This window comes from Quadrisphaera granulorum, from assembly GCF_003149145.1.
GTDB classification, from domain to species: domain Bacteria; phylum Actinomycetota; class Actinomycetes; order Actinomycetales; family Quadrisphaeraceae; genus Quadrisphaera; species Quadrisphaera granulorum.
The window spans coordinates 382,708-399,178 of sequence record NZ_QGDQ01000001.1; the positions used below are offsets into that span (position 1 = coordinate 382,708).

20 protein-coding genes are annotated in these 16,471 nt (G+C 74.3%); 12 read left to right on the plus strand and 8 right to left on the minus strand.

The annotated features are described in order from the left end of the window. Window positions 1–18: 18 nt before the first annotated feature. Window positions 19–1,194, plus strand: coding sequence for a D-alanine--D-alanine ligase family protein (locus BXY45_RS01735; RefSeq protein WP_109772530.1), 1,176 nt, complete (start codon window positions 19–21; stop codon window positions 1,192–1,194). 15 nt (window positions 1,195–1,209) lie between these two features. Here the strand turns inward: BXY45_RS01735 and BXY45_RS01740 are convergent, their stop codons facing one another. Continuing rightward, complete coding sequence (locus BXY45_RS01740) at window positions 1,210–1,722, minus strand: DUF3515 family protein (protein WP_170131256.1); 513 nt, start codon at window positions 1,720–1,722, stop codon at window positions 1,210–1,212. A gap of 49 nt (window positions 1,723–1,771) precedes the next feature. Beyond that, window positions 1,772–2,026: an Lrp/AsnC ligand binding domain-containing protein gene (locus BXY45_RS01745; RefSeq protein WP_245961593.1), complete on the minus strand. Its 255-nt coding sequence runs from the start codon at window positions 2,024–2,026 to the stop codon at window positions 1,772–1,774. Between the two features lie 25 nt (window positions 2,027–2,051). Between BXY45_RS01745 and BXY45_RS01750 the strand changes: the two genes are divergently transcribed. Next, the gene (locus tag BXY45_RS01750; protein ID WP_245961594.1) at window positions 2,052–3,098 is read left to right on the plus strand and encodes a thiamine-phosphate kinase; all 1,047 of its coding nucleotides are present in this window, start codon (window positions 2,052–2,054) and stop codon (window positions 3,096–3,098) included. Here BXY45_RS01750 and BXY45_RS01755 read toward each other — a convergent pair. Further along, window positions 3,089–4,672 carry an MFS transporter gene (locus BXY45_RS01755; RefSeq protein ID WP_170131257.1) on the minus strand — a complete coding sequence of 528 codons (1,584 nt, stop codon included), beginning with the start codon at window positions 4,670–4,672 and terminating at the stop codon, window positions 3,089–3,091. The two genes, BXY45_RS01750 and BXY45_RS01755, sit on opposite strands and share 10 nt — an antisense overlap. Window positions 4,673–4,808: 136 nt before the next feature. Here BXY45_RS01755 and BXY45_RS23075 point away from each other — a divergent pair, with 136 nt between their 5' ends. Further along, window positions 4,809–5,294: a MarR family transcriptional regulator gene (locus BXY45_RS23075; RefSeq protein WP_170131258.1), complete on the plus strand. Its 486-nt coding sequence runs from the start codon at window positions 4,809–4,811 to the stop codon at window positions 5,292–5,294. Between the two features lie 82 nt (window positions 5,295–5,376). On the opposite strand, the gene rpmB is transcribed toward BXY45_RS23075, so the two are convergent. Continuing rightward, entirely contained in the window at window positions 5,377–5,565 is a 189-nt protein-coding gene (gene rpmB / locus BXY45_RS01765; RefSeq protein ID WP_109772534.1) for a 50S ribosomal protein L28, read from the minus strand. A 202-nt stretch (window positions 5,566–5,767) separates the two neighbouring features. Here rpmB and BXY45_RS01770 point away from each other — a divergent pair, with 202 nt between their 5' ends. From BXY45_RS01770 to BXY45_RS01805, 8 genes are all read left to right on the plus strand, one after another. Next, a complete protein-coding gene (locus BXY45_RS01770; RefSeq protein ID WP_109772707.1) occupies window positions 5,768–8,062 on the plus strand; it encodes an ATP-dependent DNA helicase RecG in 2,295 nt (764 codons plus the stop codon). Window positions 8,063–8,168: 106 nt separating this feature from the next. Continuing rightward, window positions 8,169–9,410 carry an MFS transporter gene (locus BXY45_RS01775; protein ID WP_109772535.1) on the plus strand — a complete coding sequence of 414 codons (1,242 nt, stop codon included), beginning with the start codon at window positions 8,169–8,171 and terminating at the stop codon, window positions 9,408–9,410. Next, a complete protein-coding gene (rsmD, locus tag BXY45_RS01780) occupies window positions 9,407–9,997 on the plus strand; it encodes a 16S rRNA (guanine(966)-N(2))-methyltransferase RsmD (RefSeq protein ID WP_109772536.1) in 591 nt (196 codons plus the stop codon). Before BXY45_RS01775 ends, rsmD begins: the two co-directional genes overlap by 4 nt. Before the next feature lie 9 nt (window positions 9,998–10,006). Further along, entirely contained in the window at window positions 10,007–10,516 is a 510-nt protein-coding gene (coaD, locus tag BXY45_RS01785; RefSeq protein ID WP_109772537.1) for a pantetheine-phosphate adenylyltransferase, read from the plus strand. A 132-nt stretch (window positions 10,517–10,648) separates the two neighbouring features. Next, window positions 10,649–11,242, plus strand: a complete 594-nt coding sequence (locus BXY45_RS01790) for a YceD family protein (RefSeq protein ID WP_109772538.1) — start codon at window positions 10,649–10,651, stop codon at window positions 11,240–11,242. Window positions 11,243–11,244: 2 nt separating this feature from the next. Beyond that, a complete protein-coding gene (gene rpmF / locus BXY45_RS01795) occupies window positions 11,245–11,448 on the plus strand; it encodes a 50S ribosomal protein L32 (RefSeq protein ID WP_109772539.1) in 204 nt (67 codons plus the stop codon). After that, on the plus strand, window positions 11,445–12,239 hold the full coding sequence (rnc, locus tag BXY45_RS01800) for a ribonuclease III (RefSeq protein WP_109772540.1): 795 nt from the start codon (window positions 11,445–11,447) through the stop codon (window positions 12,237–12,239). The genes rpmF and rnc overlap by 4 nt, the downstream gene beginning before the upstream one ends. 7 nt (window positions 12,240–12,246) lie before the next feature. Beyond that, entirely contained in the window at window positions 12,247–13,224 is a 978-nt protein-coding gene (locus BXY45_RS01805) for an Fpg/Nei family DNA glycosylase (protein ID WP_109772541.1), read from the plus strand. 19 nt (window positions 13,225–13,243) lie between these two features. On the opposite strand, the gene BXY45_RS01810 is transcribed toward BXY45_RS01805, so the two are convergent. Next, on the minus strand, window positions 13,244–13,627 hold the full coding sequence (locus BXY45_RS01810) for a PIN domain-containing protein (protein ID WP_211319143.1): 384 nt from the start codon (window positions 13,625–13,627) through the stop codon (window positions 13,244–13,246). Beyond that, a complete protein-coding gene (locus BXY45_RS01815; RefSeq protein WP_109772542.1) occupies window positions 13,606–13,863 on the minus strand; it encodes a type II toxin-antitoxin system Phd/YefM family antitoxin in 258 nt (85 codons plus the stop codon). The genes BXY45_RS01810 and BXY45_RS01815 overlap by 22 nt, the downstream gene beginning before the upstream one ends. A gap of 52 nt (window positions 13,864–13,915) precedes the next feature. On the opposite strand from BXY45_RS01815, the gene BXY45_RS01820 reads away from it, so the two are divergent. After that, entirely contained in the window at window positions 13,916–14,167 is a 252-nt protein-coding gene (locus BXY45_RS01820; protein WP_109772543.1) for an acylphosphatase, read from the plus strand. Here BXY45_RS01820 and BXY45_RS01825 read toward each other — a convergent pair. Both BXY45_RS01825 and BXY45_RS01830 read right to left on the minus strand, forming a co-directional pair. Next, window positions 14,142–14,873, minus strand: a complete 732-nt coding sequence (locus tag BXY45_RS01825) for a hypothetical protein (RefSeq protein WP_109772544.1) — start codon at window positions 14,871–14,873, stop codon at window positions 14,142–14,144. The genes BXY45_RS01820 and BXY45_RS01825 overlap by 26 nt on opposite strands. Before the next feature lie 74 nt (window positions 14,874–14,947). Then, window positions 14,948–16,465, minus strand: coding sequence for a helix-turn-helix domain-containing protein (locus BXY45_RS01830; RefSeq protein ID WP_109772545.1), 1,518 nt, complete (start codon window positions 16,463–16,465; stop codon window positions 14,948–14,950). Window positions 16,466–16,471 lie beyond the last annotated feature (6 nt).

Genomic DNA, 16,471 nt, shown 5'->3' on the forward strand with positions numbered 1-16,471 from the left:
CGGCTAGGGTCGCTGGCCATGGCCGAGCCGCGCACCGAGCCTCACACCGAGCCGCAGAGTGAGCGCCCCCGGGTGGCCGTCGTCTTCGGGGGGCGGTCCAGCGAGCACGCCATCAGCTGCGCCACCGCGGCGGGCGTGCTGGCGGCACTCGACAGGTCGCAGTGGGACGTCGTCCCCGTGGGTGTCACGCCGAGTGGGCACTGGGTTCTCGTCGACGACGACCCCGCCCGCTGGTCCATCCGCGAGGGCGCACCGCTGCCGGAGGTCGGTGCGGTCGACGGCCCCGGCGTCCTCGTCCCCCTGGCCACCGATGACAGGGCGCTGCGCGTCAGCGAGCCCGGCGCACCCCCGCGCGAGCTGGGCAACGTCGATGTCGTGCTGCCGTTGCTGCACGGCCCGTACGGCGAGGACGGCACCCTCCAAGGCCTGCTCGAGCTCGGCGACGTCCGCTACGTGGGCTCGGGCGTGCTGGCCTCGGCGCTGTCGATGGACAAGGGCTTCACCCGCACGGTGCTGGCCGCTGCCGGCCTGCCCGTGGGGCCGTGGGTCACGCTGCTGCCCGGCCAGTGGGAGGCCGACCGCGAGACCTGCGAGCAGCGGGTGGCGGCGCTCGGGTGGCCGGTGTTCGTCAAGCCCGCCCGGGCCGGGTCGAGCATGGGCGTCTCCAAGGTCTCCGCGCCGGGGGAGCTGGCCGCCGCCGTCGAGCTGGCCGCCTGCCACGACCCGAAGGTCGTGGTCGAGGCTGCCGTCCCCTCCCCGCGGGAGGTGGAGGTCGGGGTGCTGCAGGAGCTGGTCGATCTCCCGGGCGGCGGGGTCCACGCTGTTCCTCGCGCCTCGGTGGTCGGCGAGATCGTCGTGGGTGCCGGGCGTGACTTCTACGACTTCGAGGCCAAGTACCTCGACGACGACGCCGTGCGCCTCGACAGCCCCGCCGACCTGCCGGCCGACGTCGCCGACCGGGCGCGCGCGCTCGCGCTGGAGGTCTTCACCGCGGTCGGCGCCGAGGGCCTGGCCCGGGTGGACCTGTTCCTCACCGCCGACGGCGAGCTGCTCGTCAACGAGGTGAACACCATGCCGGGCTTCACGGCGTCGTCGATGTTCCCGCGTCTGTGGGCTGCGACGGGGCTCGCCTACCCGCAGCTGCTCGACAGGCTGCTGCGGCTCGCGCTCGCGCGCCGCACCGGGCTTCGCTGAGTCCCTTCCGCGAGTTCAGGAGCAGACCGCCGTCTGCTCCACCAGCGAGACTGCCTTGGCGACCGCCTGCGGGACGGCGAGCGTGACGTTCCCGTCCGCTGGCATCTCCAACGCCACGGCGGGCTCGCGGCCGTAGGTCGTCCAGGTGGTGCGCCCGTCGCCGTCGTCGACGGGGATCCAGTCCACCGTGACGCCGTCGCCCTCCACCGCCTGGCAGCCCCCCGCGGTGTCGATCGCGCTGAGCTGCGCGACGCCGCAGCGCAGCACCACGGTGACCTCGCGGCCGTCCTGGCTCCCGGTGGGCACGCCCGTCCAGGCAGCCGCGCCCTGCGCCGTGGTGGGGCGCCGCTGCAGCCCGGCGATCTCATCGGGGAGACCCGTGTAGACCTGCGCGCACGACGGCGCGTAGCCGCTCGGCGCGGGCTCCACGGCCACCGCCCCGCTGCAGCCCACGAGTCCGAAGGACAGGACGGGGACGACGACGAGCGGCGCGGCGGTCAGGCGGAGCGAACGGAGACGAGCGTGCACCCCGTCATTCACGCATGTCATTCACGCATGACGGTGCAGGTGACCGTCCTCACGATCCCCGGCACCACGGCGATCTGGCCCAGCACAGGGCGCCGAGGTCGTCGACGGGGCGGGCGCCGATGTGCACCACCACGTCGTAGGGGCCGGTCACGGCATCCGCCGCGAGCACCCCGTCCAGCTCCGCGAGCGCTGAGGCGACCTGGTCGGCGCGTCCGACGTCGGTCTGCACGAGCACGTACGCCTCGACCACGCCGCTGCACCTCCCCAGCCCGGCCTCGGCGGCACCATCGCCACCGCTGGTCACGGACCGGTCACGCTACCGTCCGGGTGTGGCGCGCAGGGGACCGGTGGGAAAGCTCGTCACGGTCGGTGAGGCAGGCGAAGCGGTCGTCCTGGAGCGGTTGCTCGCCGCTCTCGCCGTCCCCGCCTCCGTTTCGGGGGTCGAGGCGCCGTTGCTGGGGCCGGGTGACGATGCCGCCGTCGTCGTCGCCCCTGACGCTCGGGTGGTGGCTACGACCGACCTGCTCGTCGAGGGACGGGACTTCCGCACCGACTGGTCCTCGGGCGCCGACGTCGGCGCGAAGGCGGTGGCGCAGAACCTCGCCGACGTTGCCGCGATGGGCGCGGTGCCCACCGGCCTGCTGCTGACCGTGGGGGCGCCGTCGGACACGCCGCTGGCCTGGCTGGAGGACCTCGGTCGAGGGGTCGCGGCAGCGTGCAGTGTGTGGAGTACGTCGGTGATCGGTGGTGACCTGTCGGGGGCCTCCGAGCTCCTGGTCTCCATCACCGCACTGGGAGATCTGCAGGGACGGGCGCCCGTGTGCCGCAGCGGCGCTCGGCCCGGTGACGTGCTGGCGCTCGCGGGGTCCGTGGGGCGCTCGGCGGCGGGGCTGGCGCTGCTGCTGGCGGGTGGTCCGGAGCTGGCCGAGGAGGTGGCGCCGGAGCTGCTGGCGGCCCACCGCCGCCCCGTGCCGCCGGTCGGGGCGGGGCCCGCGGCCGCTGCGGCCGGGGCGACGGCGATGCTCGACGTCAGCGACGGCCTCGGGGTGGACGGGGCGCGCCTCGCGGCGGCCTCCCGGGTCCACCTCGACGTCGACGCGGACTGGGAGGACCAGCACGTCCTCGACCTGCTCGTCGCCGCGCGGCGGCTCGGCGGGGACGACGACCCCTGGGGGTACGGGCTGGTCCGGAGCTGGGTGCGTGGCGGGGGAGAGGACCACGCCCTGTTGGCCACGTTCCCGGCCGGCGTCGCCGCCCGCGGTCTGCCGGAGCCCTTCGTCCGCATCGGTGAGGTGCTGCCCGTGCGGTCCGGGTGGCCGGCGGTGACCGTGAACGGCGACGACGAGGTGGTCGGCGGCTGGGACGTCTACGCCTGAGGCACCGCCTCTGCAGCGTCGCTCGCTCCGGCGACGTCCTTCGTCTCCGGGGTCTGAGCAGCGACGGTTCCCTGCGGGTGGGCCGGCGCGAGCAGGGCGCACCCCAGGGCGGAGACCGCCAGCACCGCCGCGCCGATCCACAGCGCCGCGGACAGTCCCGCGGCGAAGGCGTCGGTGGCGGCTGAGGCCAGGGCTGCGCCCTGCGGCCCCGCCTCGGCGGCGATGGCCAGAGCAGCTGCGGCGCTGTCGCGGACCGGCTCGACCAGCGGGGGCGGCAGCTGGGCGAGGGCCGGCGCGATGTCGTCGCGGTAGCGGCTGACCAGCACGCTCGACAGCACGGCGATACCGAGCACGCCGCCGACCTCGCGGGTGATGTCGTTGACGGCGCTGGCCACGGAGCGCCGCTCCGGTGGCAGCCCGTCGATGATGAGCACCGTGCCGGGCGTGATGGCCAGGCCGAACCCGAAGCCGAAGGCGATCAGGCCCACGGCGGGCACGCCCCAGCGGGTGAGGGCGTCGGCATCGGCCGGCTGGGCGATGGACCACGCGAGCAGAGCGAACCCGACAGCCATGGCCGCGAGACCGACGGCGCCGGGCAGCCGGGCGCCACGGCGCTCGAGCAGGCGCGGTGCGAGCCCCGTACCCGACCCCACGCCGATCGCGATGGTGAGCAGGGCGGTTGCCGCCTGCAGCGGGCTGAAGTCGCGGACCAGCTGCAGGTACTGCGGGGCCAGCACGAACAGTCCGAGAGAGGCGAAGAACTGCAGGCTCACGAGCAGTGACCCGGCGGACAGGCCGCGGCTGCGGAAGAGGCGCACGTCCAGGGAGGGGGCCGCCGTCCTCAGCTCGTGCACGATGAACGCCGCGAGCGCCCCCAGGCCGACGCCGAGCGCCGACAGCGTCTCGGGGCTGGTCCAGCCCAGGCGCGGAGCCTCCACCACGCCGAAGACGATGCCGGCCAGCGCGACCACCGCCCACGCGGCGCCCCAGGGGTCGAGGGGCAGGTTGGGGTTGCGGTCCTGACGGACCAGGACGGCGACGGCGGGCAGCAGCACGAGCGCCGCGGCCCCGAACACGAGCTGCACGCTGCCCCAGCCGGACACCTCCAGCAGAGCTCCCGCGACCAGGGTGCCCAGCACCGCGCCGCCGCCGCTGACGCCGGACCACACGGCGACGGCGAAGGAGCGGCGCTCAGGCGGGTAGGAGTCCACCAGTGCCGACAGCGTCACGGGGAAGGTGGCCGCAGCCCCGACGCCCGCGATGGCTCGCCAGACGATGAGCCAGGTCGGGTCAGGGGCGAATGCCGAGGCGACCCCGGCGGCACCGAAGACCAGGAGGCCGGTCACGAGGACGGTGCGCCGGCCGAACCTGTCGGCGGCGATCCCCGCTGGCAGCAGCAGCGCGGCGAACGTCAGGGCGTAGGCGTCGATGATCCAGGTCAGGTCCACCTGGTCCGCCGAGAGGTCCTCGGCGATGTCGGGCAGTGCGATGGCCAGGGCGGAGTTGCCGGCGATGACGAGGGCCAGCGCCGTGCACAGCACGATCAGCAGCCAGCGCAGGGCTCGAGGGCTCAAGGGTGACGAGGGTGACTCAGGCGCGGAAGGTGACGGCGGTGGCGTGGCAGGGGCCGAACCTGACGAGTGGGACACGGAAGTCTCCTCGGATGCCATGTATCTCGGAATCGGAGCTTTCGATCGCTACTATGGCCCCGTGAGCGAGCACCCGCAAGACGCCGTCGAAGTCCGCGAGCGTCAGAGGCTGGACGCCTCGGAGGTGTCCTGGGCCCTGCGCGAGGTGAACCGGGCGGCCGCCGAGGTGGACGTCGAGCTCGCGCGCCGGATGGGTCTGCGGCCCATGGACTACTCAGCGCTCGGGCACGTCATGACCGCTCCCACGCCGCTGGGTCCCGCCGAGCTCAGCGCCCGCCTGGGCATCTCGACCGGCTCGTGCACCGAGCTCGTCGACAGGCTGGAGCGTGCAGGTCACCTGGAGCGCCGTCGGGACGACGGCGACCGCCGTCGTGTGGCGCTGCACCCCTCGTACGGCGTGGTGGACCGCGTGCTGGAGGAGATCCGTCCGTTGCTCGACGCCCTCGACGAGCTCAGCGGGTCTCTGTCACCGGAGCAGGAGGCCGTGGTGCTCGGCTACCTGCGCGGCACGGCCGCCCAGATGCGCGCCTTCCTCGCCCGCCCCTGACCGGGGTGGCAGCCAGAACGCTTCGAACGCAGTAGCGCCCGCCGGGCCGGAGCCGGGCGGGCGCTACTGGTCAATCAGATGGTCAGCGGGTGACCTTGCCGGCCTTCAGGCAGGAGGTGCACACGTTGACGCGCTTGGGGGTCACGCCGTTCTCCAGGGTGCGCACGCGCTGGATGTTCGGGTCGAAGCGGCGCTTCGTGCGGCGGTGCGAGTGGGAGATGGCGTGGCCGAACCCAGGGCCCTTGCCGCAGACGTCGCAGGTGGCAGCCACAGCTCTACTCCAGTGATCTCGAAGGCATATTCCTCGGCCGGGGGGCAGCTGGCGTCGGATGACCGACGGCAGGGCTGCGCGCGCCCAGCGGACGGTCAAGAGTAGCCGAAAGCGGCGAGTGGTTTCGACCCGGCCACCGGCTGTTCACAGGCCGGTGGTGGGCCGTCGGCGGCTGTCGGTGGTCGCTGGCAGGCTTCCGCTCGTGTCCCGGCTCTCGTCGCCGCTGAAGAAGGACCTGGGCGAGCGCACCGCCCAGGCACTGGAGAAAGCCCACGGGCTGACCACCGCGGGCGATCTCGTGCTGTTCCTGCCGCGCCGCTACTACCGGCGCGGTGAGCTGACGTCCTTGGCGCAGCTCGTCGAGGGGGAGCAGGCCACCGTCGTCGCCGAGGTGGTCCGCACCAGCACCCGCCCGCTGCGCCAGCGCGGCGGGATGATGGTCGAGGTGGTGGTCACCGACGGCCGCGACGAGCTGTCGCTGGCGTTCTTCGGGCGCACCAACCAGATCGCTTACCACCAGAGCCGCCTCAAGTGGGGTCGTGCGGCGATGTTCTCCGGCAAGGTCAACAGCTACCGCGGCCGTCTGCAGCTGGTGCACCCCGAGTACGAGCTGCTCCCCGGAGACCTCGACTCCGCCATGGCCACCGAGGCCGACACCGCTGCCTTGCGCGCCCGCGCTGACGAGGTCATCCCCGTCTACCCGGCCACCAAGGGCTTTCCCAGCTGGAGGATCCCCCCGGCGGTCGCCACCGTGCTCGACACGCTCACCGCCGAGGACGTGCCCGACGTGCTGCCCCGCGGCGTGCGCGAGCTGGAGCAGGTGCCCAGCAAGCTCGACGCCCTGATCTACCTGCACCGTCCGACGGACCTCGAGCAGCCGGCCCGCGGGCTCCGGCACTTCGAGCTCGAGGAGGCCTACGTCACGCAGGTAGCCCTGGCCAAGCGGCGCGCGGCGCTCGCCGTCCTGCCCGCCACGCCCTACCCGCCGCGCGAGGGTGGCCTGCTGGCCGCCTTCGACGCCTCGCTGCCCTTCGAGCTCACCGCCGGCCAGCAGGAGGTGGGCGCGGCGCTCACCGCCGACCTGTCGCGCACGTCCCCGATGAACCGGCTGCTGCAGGGCGAGGTCGGCTCCGGCAAGACGGTGGTGGCCCTGCGGGCGATGCTCCAGGTGGTCGACGCCGGCGCCCAGTGCGCCCTGCTCGCGCCCACCGAGGTGCTCGCCCAGCAGCACGTGAGATCGCTGACCCGGATGCTCGGGCCGCTGGCGGCGCACGGCCTGCTCGGCGGTCCCCGCAGCGACGGGCCGCAGGTGCAGGTGCGGCTCCTCACCGGCTCGCAGTCCACGGCCGACCGGCGCGCCGCGCTGCTCGACGTCGCCAGCGGTGACGCGGGCATCGTCATCGGCACCCACGCGCTGCTGCAGGACACCGTCGACTTCTACGACCTCGGCCTCGTCGTCGTCGACGAACAGCACCGCTTCGGGGTGGAACAGCGCGACGCGCTGCGCGCCAAGTCCGGCGTCCCGCCCCACGTGCTCGTCATGACCGCCACGCCCATCCCGCGGACGGTCGCCATGACGGTGTTCGGTGACCTCGAGGTCTCCACGCTCACCGAGCTGCCCGCCGGGCGTCAGGGCATCACTACCGCCGTCGTCCCCGACTGGCTGGAGAAGTACGTCGACAGGTGCTGGCAGCGCGTGCGTGAGGCCGCCGACGCCGGTCACCAGGTCTACGTCGTCTGCCCGCGCATCGGTGAGGAGGACGACGACGGCGAGGGCGTCCTCTCCGCACCCGACCCCGGCGAGCGCCTGGAGCGAGCGCAGCCCGGCGGCGAGGAGGGACAGCTCTTCGGAGGGGCTCCGGGCGAGGAGGGTGAGGGTCGCCGTCCCCCGCGCGGCCTCTACGAGGTGCTCGCCGAGCTGCGGGCCCGCCCCGAGCTCGCCGGCCTGCGCCTGGGCACCCTGCACGGCCGGATGCGCCCCGACGACAAGGACGCTGCCATGCGTGCCTTCGCCGCAGGAGAGCTCGACGTGCTCGTCGCGACCACCGTGGTGGAGGTCGGCGTCGACGTCCCCGGTGCCACCGTGATGGTCATCGTCGACGCGGAGCGGTTCGGCCTGTCGCAGCTGCACCAGCTGCGCGGCCGCGTCGGCCGCGGTGACCAGCCAGGTCTGTGCCTGCTCATGACCGGCGCCCAGGAGGACGAGGCCGGTCTGGGCCGCCTCAAGAGCTTCGCGGAGACCACCGACGGCTTCGCTGTGGCCGACCTCGACCTCGCCTCCCGTCGCGAAGGCGACGTGCTCGGCGCCGCCCAGTCGGGCCGGAACAACTCCTCGCTGCGCTACCTCAAGGTGCTCGGCAACGAAGACCTCATCACCCGCGCCCGCCGTTACGCCAGCGACCTCGTCGCCTTTGACCCGGAGCTCACCGACGCGCCGCGGGTGCGGGAGGCGCTCGAGCGCCTGCAGGAGCGCGAGGCGTTCGTCGAGCGGGGGTGAATCTGCTGGCCTGGCTTGACGCTGGGCCGTAGCATGGCCCGGACAGAGCTCAGGGATTCGTGCGTCCTGTGGTGGGGAGGCGCACACGTCCTTTGGAGCACGTCCCGTGAGTCTCACCACCACGTTCGCCCCGTACGCCGAGCTGCAGCGCGCCGCGGGCAACACCTATCTCGTCACCGCCTTCGCGGCTCGTCTGCCCATCACCCTCGTGCCCGTCTCGGTGCTCGCCGCCGTGACCGCCGGCACCGGCTCCGTGGCCATCGGCGGCCTCGCGGCCGCCGCCACGTCCGTGGGTGAGGCTGTCGGAGGCCCGACCCTCGGGCACCTCGCCGACCGACTGTCCGCCCGCGGCGGGCAGCGCCCCGTCCTGCTCGCCGCGGCCGCGGTGCACGTCGTGGCCGTCGTGACGGTCGCCGTCGGCGCTGGAGCCCTCCCCGTGCCGCTGCTCCTGCTCGCCACCCTCGTCGCCGGGGTGGCCATGCCCCCCATCGGCTCGTTCTCCCGTGCCCGGTGGATGCGCCGCACGCCCGCGCTGGTGCCCACGGCCATGGCCGGGGAGAGCGCCGCCGACGAAGTGGCCTACGTCCTCGGCCCGGCGCTCGCCGGCATCGTGGCGCTGGTGGGCTCACCCTCGGCATCGCTGCTGGTCGCTGCCGCGTTGGTCGCCGTCGCCGTCCCGGCGTTCGCGCTGCACCCCAGCGCGACCACCGCCGGTGAACCCACCGCCGCCGCAGCATCCGGCGACGACGCCTCGCGCGCCAGCAGCGATCTGCTGCGCCGCCTCGCCGTCGTCATCGTCGCCTCCGTGGGCATGGGCCTGTTCTTCGGCGCCGGCCAGACCACGCTGACCGCTGCCGCCCAGGAAGCCGGCAGCATCGGCGCCGGCGGTCTGCTGGTGGCCGCCATGGGCGTCGGCTCGGCCTTCACCGCCCTGGCCATGGTCGCCGTCCCGGCGCGCGTTTCCCTGGCGGCCCGACTGGCCGTCGCGTCGGGCGTGCTGCTGGTCGGTGTCGCCACGATGGCCGCTTCGCTGGCCGCGACGCCGTCGCTGTTTGCCCTCGCCGCCGCCACCGCGCTCGCGGGCCTGGCCGTCGGGCCGGCCATGGTGACCATCACGTCCATGGCCGCCGAGCGCAGCCCGGCGGGCAGCGGCGCGACGGCCATGACCCTCGTGGGCAGCGGCATCGTCATCGGTGTGGGTGCAGGGGCAGCCGCCGCCGGGTGGCTCGCCCAGCACCACGGCGCGCTGTACGCCACCGCCGTGCTCGCCGTCGCCGGGACCGTGCTGCTGCTGTCCGCGGCGGCCGCCGCGCTCCAGGCTCGCCGGTCGGCGCCGGGGCAGCGGTGACGCGGATCATCGCCGGGGCTGCCGGAGGACGGCGCCTCGAGGTGCCCCGGGGCGCCACCCGTCCGACGTCCGACCGCGTCCGCGAGGCGCTGTTCTCGCGCCTCGAGCACGAGCGCGACCTGGCCGGCGCCGCCGTCGTCGACCTCTTCGCCGGGTCCGGGGCGCTCGGTCTGGAGGCCGCCAGTCGCGGCGCCGACCGGGTGCTCCTGGTCGACTCGGCCGCCGCCGCGGCGGCGGTCTGCCGGCGCAACGCCGCCGCCCTCGGGCTGCCCGGGGTCACCGTGCGTGCGGCCACCGCCGCGTCCGTGCTGGCAGCCGGTGCCGCCGCTGCGGGGCTGGACGGCGGCGCCGACGTCGTCCTCATCGACCCTCCCTATGACCTGCCCGAGGACGCCCTCGCCGACCTCCTCACCGACCTCGTCGCGCACGGCTGGCTGGCGCCGCTGGCGCACCTCGTGGTCGAGAGGTCCACCCGCAGCCCCGAGCCGGCCTGGCCGGCGGGCGTGGAGGTCCTGGGGGAGAAGCGATACGGAGAGACCGTCCTCTGGTGGGCCGAGCCGGCTGAGGTGAGCAAGGCTCAGCCGTAGGGTCGCCGCGTGCCTGCCACCCCGCACACGGTCACGCGATGCGTCTGCCCCGGCTCCTTCGACCCGCCGACGCTGGGCCACCTCGACGTCATCACCCGGGCCGCCGCGCTGTTCGACGAGGTGGTCGTCGCGGTGCACGTCAACCCCTCCAAGACGCCGCGCTGGGCCGCCGCCGAGCGTGTCGACGCGCTGCGCGAGTGCCTGGCCGAGGCTCTGCCGCCCCGCGACGCTGCCCGGGTGCGCGTGGACGCCGTCGAGGGCGGCCTCCTCGTCGACCACGTGCGCTCGGTGGGCGCCACCGCCGTCGTCAAGGGGCTGCGCTCCGCCACCGACGTCGAGCACGAGCAGCCGATGGCTCTCGTCAACCGCGACCTGGCCGGTGTCGAGACCGTGCTGCTCGTGGCCGACCCGCGCTGGGGCCACGTGTCCAGCTCGCTGGTGCGCCAGGTGCACGGCCTCGGGGGCTCGGTGGCCCCCTACGTGCCCCCCGCGGTGCTGCGTCGCCTCGCTGCGCGGTGATGCGGCACTGACGAGCCGTTTGGGGTCACGCCTCCTCACCCGGTAGGCTCGTCCCTCGGTCTGTCGGCAGCTCGCGTGCGTCCCGTGCGGTGAGTGGCCCGACCGTGCTCGTGACGCAGAGGCAGAAGGACGATGGACAAGCTCGACGTGCGCTCCCCGTACGTCGTCGACACCCGTGAGCTGGGTCGGCGGCCCGGGCTCTCGCACCCCCTCACCCGCACCGTCCCGGCGCCGGCGCACCTCGGCACCGAGGTCATCGCCGTCGCCGAGGGCAGCGACCTCCAGCTCGACCTCCTCCTGGAGTCGGTCATGGAGGGCGTTCTGGTCTCCGGTGACGTGCACGGCGCCGCGACGGGTGAGTGCGTGCGCTGCCTCGACCCGGTCGAGCGATCGGTCGACGTCCGCATCCAGGAGCTCTTCGCCTACCCGGGCAAGTCCTCCGCAGACGACGAGGACGTGCTCGAGCTGCAGGGAGACCTGCTCGACCTCGAGCCGGCCCTGCGTGACGCCATCGTCCCGTCGCTGCCGTTCCAGCCGGTGTGCTCCGTCGACTGCCCGGGTCTGTGCTCGCAGTGCGGCGCCCGTCTCACGGACGACCCGCTCCACGGCCACGACGACACTGACCCCCGCTGGGCGGCGCTGCGACAGCTCGCTGCCTCCGCGGACTCCACCCCCACCCCACCGACCGACGAGCGTCCCGCTCGACCGGAAAACCCGAGGAGCTGACCGTGGCGGTCCCCAAGCGCAAGATGTCCCGTTCCAACACCCGTCACCGCCGGTCGCAGTGGAAGGCGGCGCCGCTGACGCTCGTTGCCACCACGCGTGGTAGCGCCACCGAGTACTCCCTGCCCCACACCGCGCGCGTCGTCACCGACGCCGCTGGCACCCCCCTGTACCTCGAGTACAAGGGCCGCAAGGTCAAGGACCTCTGACGGCCCGTCGCCGACGGCCTGTCGAGCCGCCGCGCGACCAGGTCCACGCACGTCTGCTGGAGCAGCTCGGCCTCCCGGTCGAGGTCGAGCTGCTCGAGCGCGCCCTCGTCCACCGTTCCTGGTCCTACGAGAACGGCGGCGTGCCGACCAACGAGCGGCTGGAGTTCCTCGGCGACGCCGTCCTCGGACTCGTCGTCACCGACGAGCTGTTCCACCGCCACCCCGACCTGCCCGAGGGGCGCCTGGCCAAGTTGCGTTCGGCCGTGGTCAACATGCGTGCCCTCGCGAGCGTGGCCCGAGGCCTCGACCTCGGGTCCGCTGTGCGTCTCGGCCGTGGTGAGGAGGCCACCGGTGGTCGCGACAAGGACTCGATCCTCGCGGACACCACCGAAGCCGTCATCGGCGCCGTGTACCTGGCGTGCGGACCCGACGCCGCGCGCGAGTTCGTGCTGCGCCTCGTGGGTCCGCTGCTGGAGGTCTCGGCCGAGCTGGGCGCCGGACTCGACTGGAAGACCTCGCTCCAGGAACTCGGCGCCGCTCACGGGCTGGGGCCCGTGGAGTATCAGGTGACCGAGGAGGGCCCCGACCACGCCAAGGTGTTCGCGGCAGTGGCGACCTTCCCCGAAGCGCCCTCCGCCCGTGGTGGTGCCGTGCCGCAGGGAGAGGGCGCCGGTCGCAGCAAGAAGGAGGCCGAGCAGGAGGCCGCTGCGTCCGCGTGGCGTGCTCTGCACGCCCTGCGCGGCGCCACGCCTTCCGCGTCGTTCGACCACCCCGTCGAGCAGGGCGCCTGAGGCGCGAGTGCCCGAGCTTCCCGAGGTCGAGGTCGTGCGCCGCGGTCTGGCCCGCTGGACCACCGGCGCGCGCGTCGAGGCTGTCGAGGTGCTCCACCCGCGTCCCGTGCGCCGTCACACCGCGGGCCCGGACGACCTCGTGGCCCGCCTGGTGGGCGCGCGCATCGACGACGTTGTCCGCCGCGGCAAGTTCCTGTGGTTCGAGCTCGACACCGGCGAGGCGCTGCTGGCGCACCTCGGCATGAGCGGTCAGCTGCTGCTCGAGCCACCGGACGCCCCGGACGAGAAGCACCTGCGCGTGCGGCTGCGCCTGGCTGACCGCGAGGGCGGCGCGCTGCAGGGCCGTGAGCTCCGCTTCGTCGATCAGCGCATGTTCGGCGGTCTCGCCGTCGTCGACCTCCTGCCCACCCCGGACGGCCTGCCCGGTGGCACCGGTGGTGCCCCGCCGAGAGCGGCTGAGGGTCACGACGACGACGGCGTGCCGCGGCTCGGCGTCCCGTCCAGCTCCCGCGTGCCGGAGGGCGTGGCACACATCGCGCGCGATCCCTTCGACCCCCACCTCGACGACGCCGCGCTCCTGGCCAGGTTGCGTACGCGCCGCAGTGGCGTGAAGCGAGCCCTGCTCGACCAGGACCTGCTCTCCGGGGTCGGCAACATCTACGCCGACGAGGCGCTGTGGCGCTCGAAGCTGCACGGCGAACGGTCCGCGTCAGCGCTGACCCGCCCGGCAGCGAGCAGGTTGCTGGGCGACGTCCGCGACGTGATGGCCGAGGCGCTCGCGCAGGGCGGGACGAGCTTCGACAGCCTGTACGTCGACGTCAACGGCGCCTCGGGCTACTTCGAACGCGGCCTGGCGGTGTACGGCCGCGAAGGCCGCCCGTGCCCGCGGTGCGGCGCACCGGTACGACGCGAGGCGTTCGCCAACCGCTCCTCGCACTCCTGCCCCGTGTGCCAGCCGCGTCCACGGTCCGCAAGCGGCCGGTGACGCTCTCTCGGGAAGCCGGCTAGCTGACCAGCGCCGTCCTCACCAGCGGCAGCGAAGCCTGCCGCTCGTCGGCCGTGATGAGGACAAGGCCGTGAGCGAGGGCGGTAGCAGCGATCCACAGGTCGTTGCTGGGGCGCCGTCCCACCGCAGCCCGCAGCTCTGCGTAGCAGCCCGCGACGGCTCGGTCGACGTCGAGGACAACCAGCGAAGACAGCGCGGCGACCTGTCGCAGGCGCTCGGCCCGCACACTCTGGTCCGTGGCCATCAGCACGCCGGCCTCCAACTCGCCGAACGAGACAGCGCTGACCGCCCAGGCCTCCACGTCAGAGGGGAGCGTGAGGTGAGGCAGATCGATGATGGCGCTGGTGTCGAGGAGCGCCCTCACGCCCAAGGGTCCGTCCACTCGCCCTCGTGCTCCGCCTCACGCATCGCCCGGAGGTCGGCGCTCCAGGTGGGGTCACCTCCGAGCGCCTTCAACGCCTCCAGATCGGCGGCGCTGCCCCAGCGCTCACCGGAGCGAGGCACAAGGTCAGCCACGGGACGGCCGTCGACCGTGATGGTGAAGCGTTCCCCGGCCTCGGCGCGGCGGAGCACGGCGCTGGTGTTGTTGCGCAGCTCGCGCAAAGGGATCGTCGTCACGCGTCCAGGGTAGGTCGGGCGTAGCCGATGTGCTACGACCTAGCATCGTTGAATGGCGACACTGCGGGCCACGGTGACGGGCCACGTGCAGGGCGTGGGGTTCCGCTGGTGGGTGGCGCGACGGTGCGAGCAGCTGGGGCTGCAGGGGCGCGGGGTCAACCAGGCCGACGGTTCCGTGCAGGTGACCGCCGACGGTGACCCGGCAGCGCTGGAGGAACTCCTCGCCGACCTGCGTGGTGGCGGCGCGGGCCGGCCAGGCGTCGTCGACGCCGTCGACGTCAGCGTGGAGCCTGGGCGGGGCTGATGCCCGCGGACCGCGCGTGGTCTCCGGCGGCGCGCAGCGCGTACCAGCCCAGCGCGAGCAGCGCTGCCGCCTCCGCCACCGCCTGCGCCGCGACGAGTGCCGTGGGTAGTCGCAGCGTCGTGATCAGGGCGAGTACCGCGGTGCTGAGCACCAACCACCGGGGTGCTACCGCGGCCCGCCACAGCGCGCCCAGAAGGAGGAGCACGCCGAGGGCGGCGGTCAGCGAACCGCCCAGAGCCGGGACGTCGATCGGGAGGGGATGGGCCGCAAACGCTCCCATCGCCTCCGCGCCGACGGCGGGCGGCAGCACGCCGTCGGCAGTGGCGTACCACCAGGAGACGCCCTCGGCAGCCATCGCCGCGCAGAAGGCCAGGCCGCCCAGCGACGCGAGGACACCGCCGACGGCGGCCAGCGCCGATCCGCGTCCTGGGCAGGCCACTCCGACCAGGACCGCCAGCCCCGTCAACGCCACCGCGACGCCCGGACCGCCCACGAGTGCGTGCATGAGCAGCCAGGTGTTCGGCCCGTGCGAGCGGATGTCGGCGACGTCGTAGATGTGCTGGTCCAGGGGAGGGTGCCAAGCGGAAAACGTTGCGCGTGCCAGAACCGCTAGTGCGAAGAGCACAGCGACGCCGAGCAGGGCGGGGTGGCGGCGGGCGCGACGGACGGAGAGCTGTTCAGGACGGGCGGCGGCAGCTGCGGACACGAGGGCTCCTTCGGGGGCGGTGTCAGGAGCCCGACGGTGCGCCCGGGGCAGCCGGGGCGCATCGGTGCCAGCACCTACCCGCTGACCCGATGCTCCTCGGCCCCGTGCTCGAGCCACAGTCGGGCGGCCACCACGCGGCGGTTGGCGCCGTCGGCGGGATCAAGGCACAACCGACTGAACACCGACCGCAGGTGCGCCTCGACCGTCCGCGGTGAGATGCCCAGCTCCGCGGCGATGCCGGCGTTGCTGGCGCCGGTGGCGAGCACGGCCAGCACCTCGCGCTCCCGGGGCGTCAGGTCGTCCCACCCCTGGGGGCCGGGTGCCCCGGATGGCGATGCAGACGCCGGTGCCGATGCTGCGACCGGCGACCTGGCTAACTCGGCCACCTGCCCGACGACCTGCTCGACGACCGGCTCGGTGATGGGAGCGGGCGCGCTCTCCTCCAGCAGCGCGGCGGCCCATCCGGAGGCCCGGCGCCACCCCTCCAGGCCACCGGCGGCCAGCAGCGCGACACCGCCGACGAGGAGCAGTAGGGGTGCACCATCAAGGAGCGCCGCCAGCAGCACCCCCGCGGCGAGGACGGCGAGGACGACGACGGCGCCGGCAGCGCACCTCGCCGCCAGCAGCGCGGCACCGGGCCGATCCTCGCTCGCCGCCCTCACCCCCGCGCTCGCGGCCCACGACCCGGCGGCGAGGGCCACGAGAAAGCCCGTGCTGCCGACCGAGGGATCGACGCCGCCGGGGTCCCGAGCAACGGCCAGCAGGAGGCACACGACCACCACGAGCACCGGCGATGACGCGCTGAGCGCCAGCAGTACCGCCTGTGCCCGCGCCGCACCCCGACGCCGTACCCCGGCGGCGGCGAGGAGCAGGGGAGCGGCGAGCAGGGCCGCAGCGAGCACCGCCGAAGCGGCGTCCAGGGCACCGCCGTGCGCGACCGTCCACGCGGCGGGAGCCGCGGGGGGCAACCCGGCGAACGGCTCGACGGGACGCTGCAGCGCAGCGATGCCGGCCGTGGTCACCGCGCCCCCGCTCAGGAGGACGACGACGATCGCGGCCTGCCCGGCAGCCCGGCCAGTGGCCCGGCTGGCGGTCCGTACAGCGGTCCGAGCGGTCCGTACAGCGGTCCGTACAGCGGTCCGTACAGCGGTCCGTACAGCGGTCCGGCCTACGTCCTGGGCATCAGGTCCGGCGGACGCGGGTGACGAGGGAAGCGCGAGCAGTGCCGACGCGCTCCCTGTCACCAGGGGCGGTAGCCAGGCCGCACCCCACAGCACCGCCAGCACCGAGGCGGCTCCCGGCGCGACGACGCCCACCGAGGCCGCCGCGGCCGACGCGCCGAGCAGGGCGTAGACCAGCAACCCGGCCCCGGTCGCGGTGACGAGGACGGCCGGGCCGCGCGCCGTCGGCCGTGCGCCCGCGGTGAGCAGCGCGAGACCCGCCACCAGCAGCGCTCCGAGGCCCGCGGGGTGCACCGGGAAGGCCGCCGAGCCCGCCAGCCCGGCCGCCACGGCCAGGGAGACCGCGGCCAGCGTCGCCACCAGTCCGACCAGGAGCAGCACGGCGGGTGCGCGGGTCCTCGTGGCGGCCACCCGTCG

Excerpts from the sequence above, each read along its gene's own strand:
- BXY45_RS01820 (WP_109772543.1), top strand. The coding sequence starts at position 13,916 with ATGGCGACACTGCGGGCCACGGTGACGGGCCACGTGCAGGGCGTGGGG.
- BXY45_RS01790 (WP_109772538.1), top strand. The coding sequence starts at position 10,649 with ATGGACAAGCTCGACGTGCGCTCCCCGTACGTCGTCGACACCCGTGAG.
- BXY45_RS01735 (WP_109772530.1), top strand. The coding sequence starts at position 19 with ATGGCCGAGCCGCGCACCGAGCCTCACACCGAGCCGCAGAGTGAGCGC.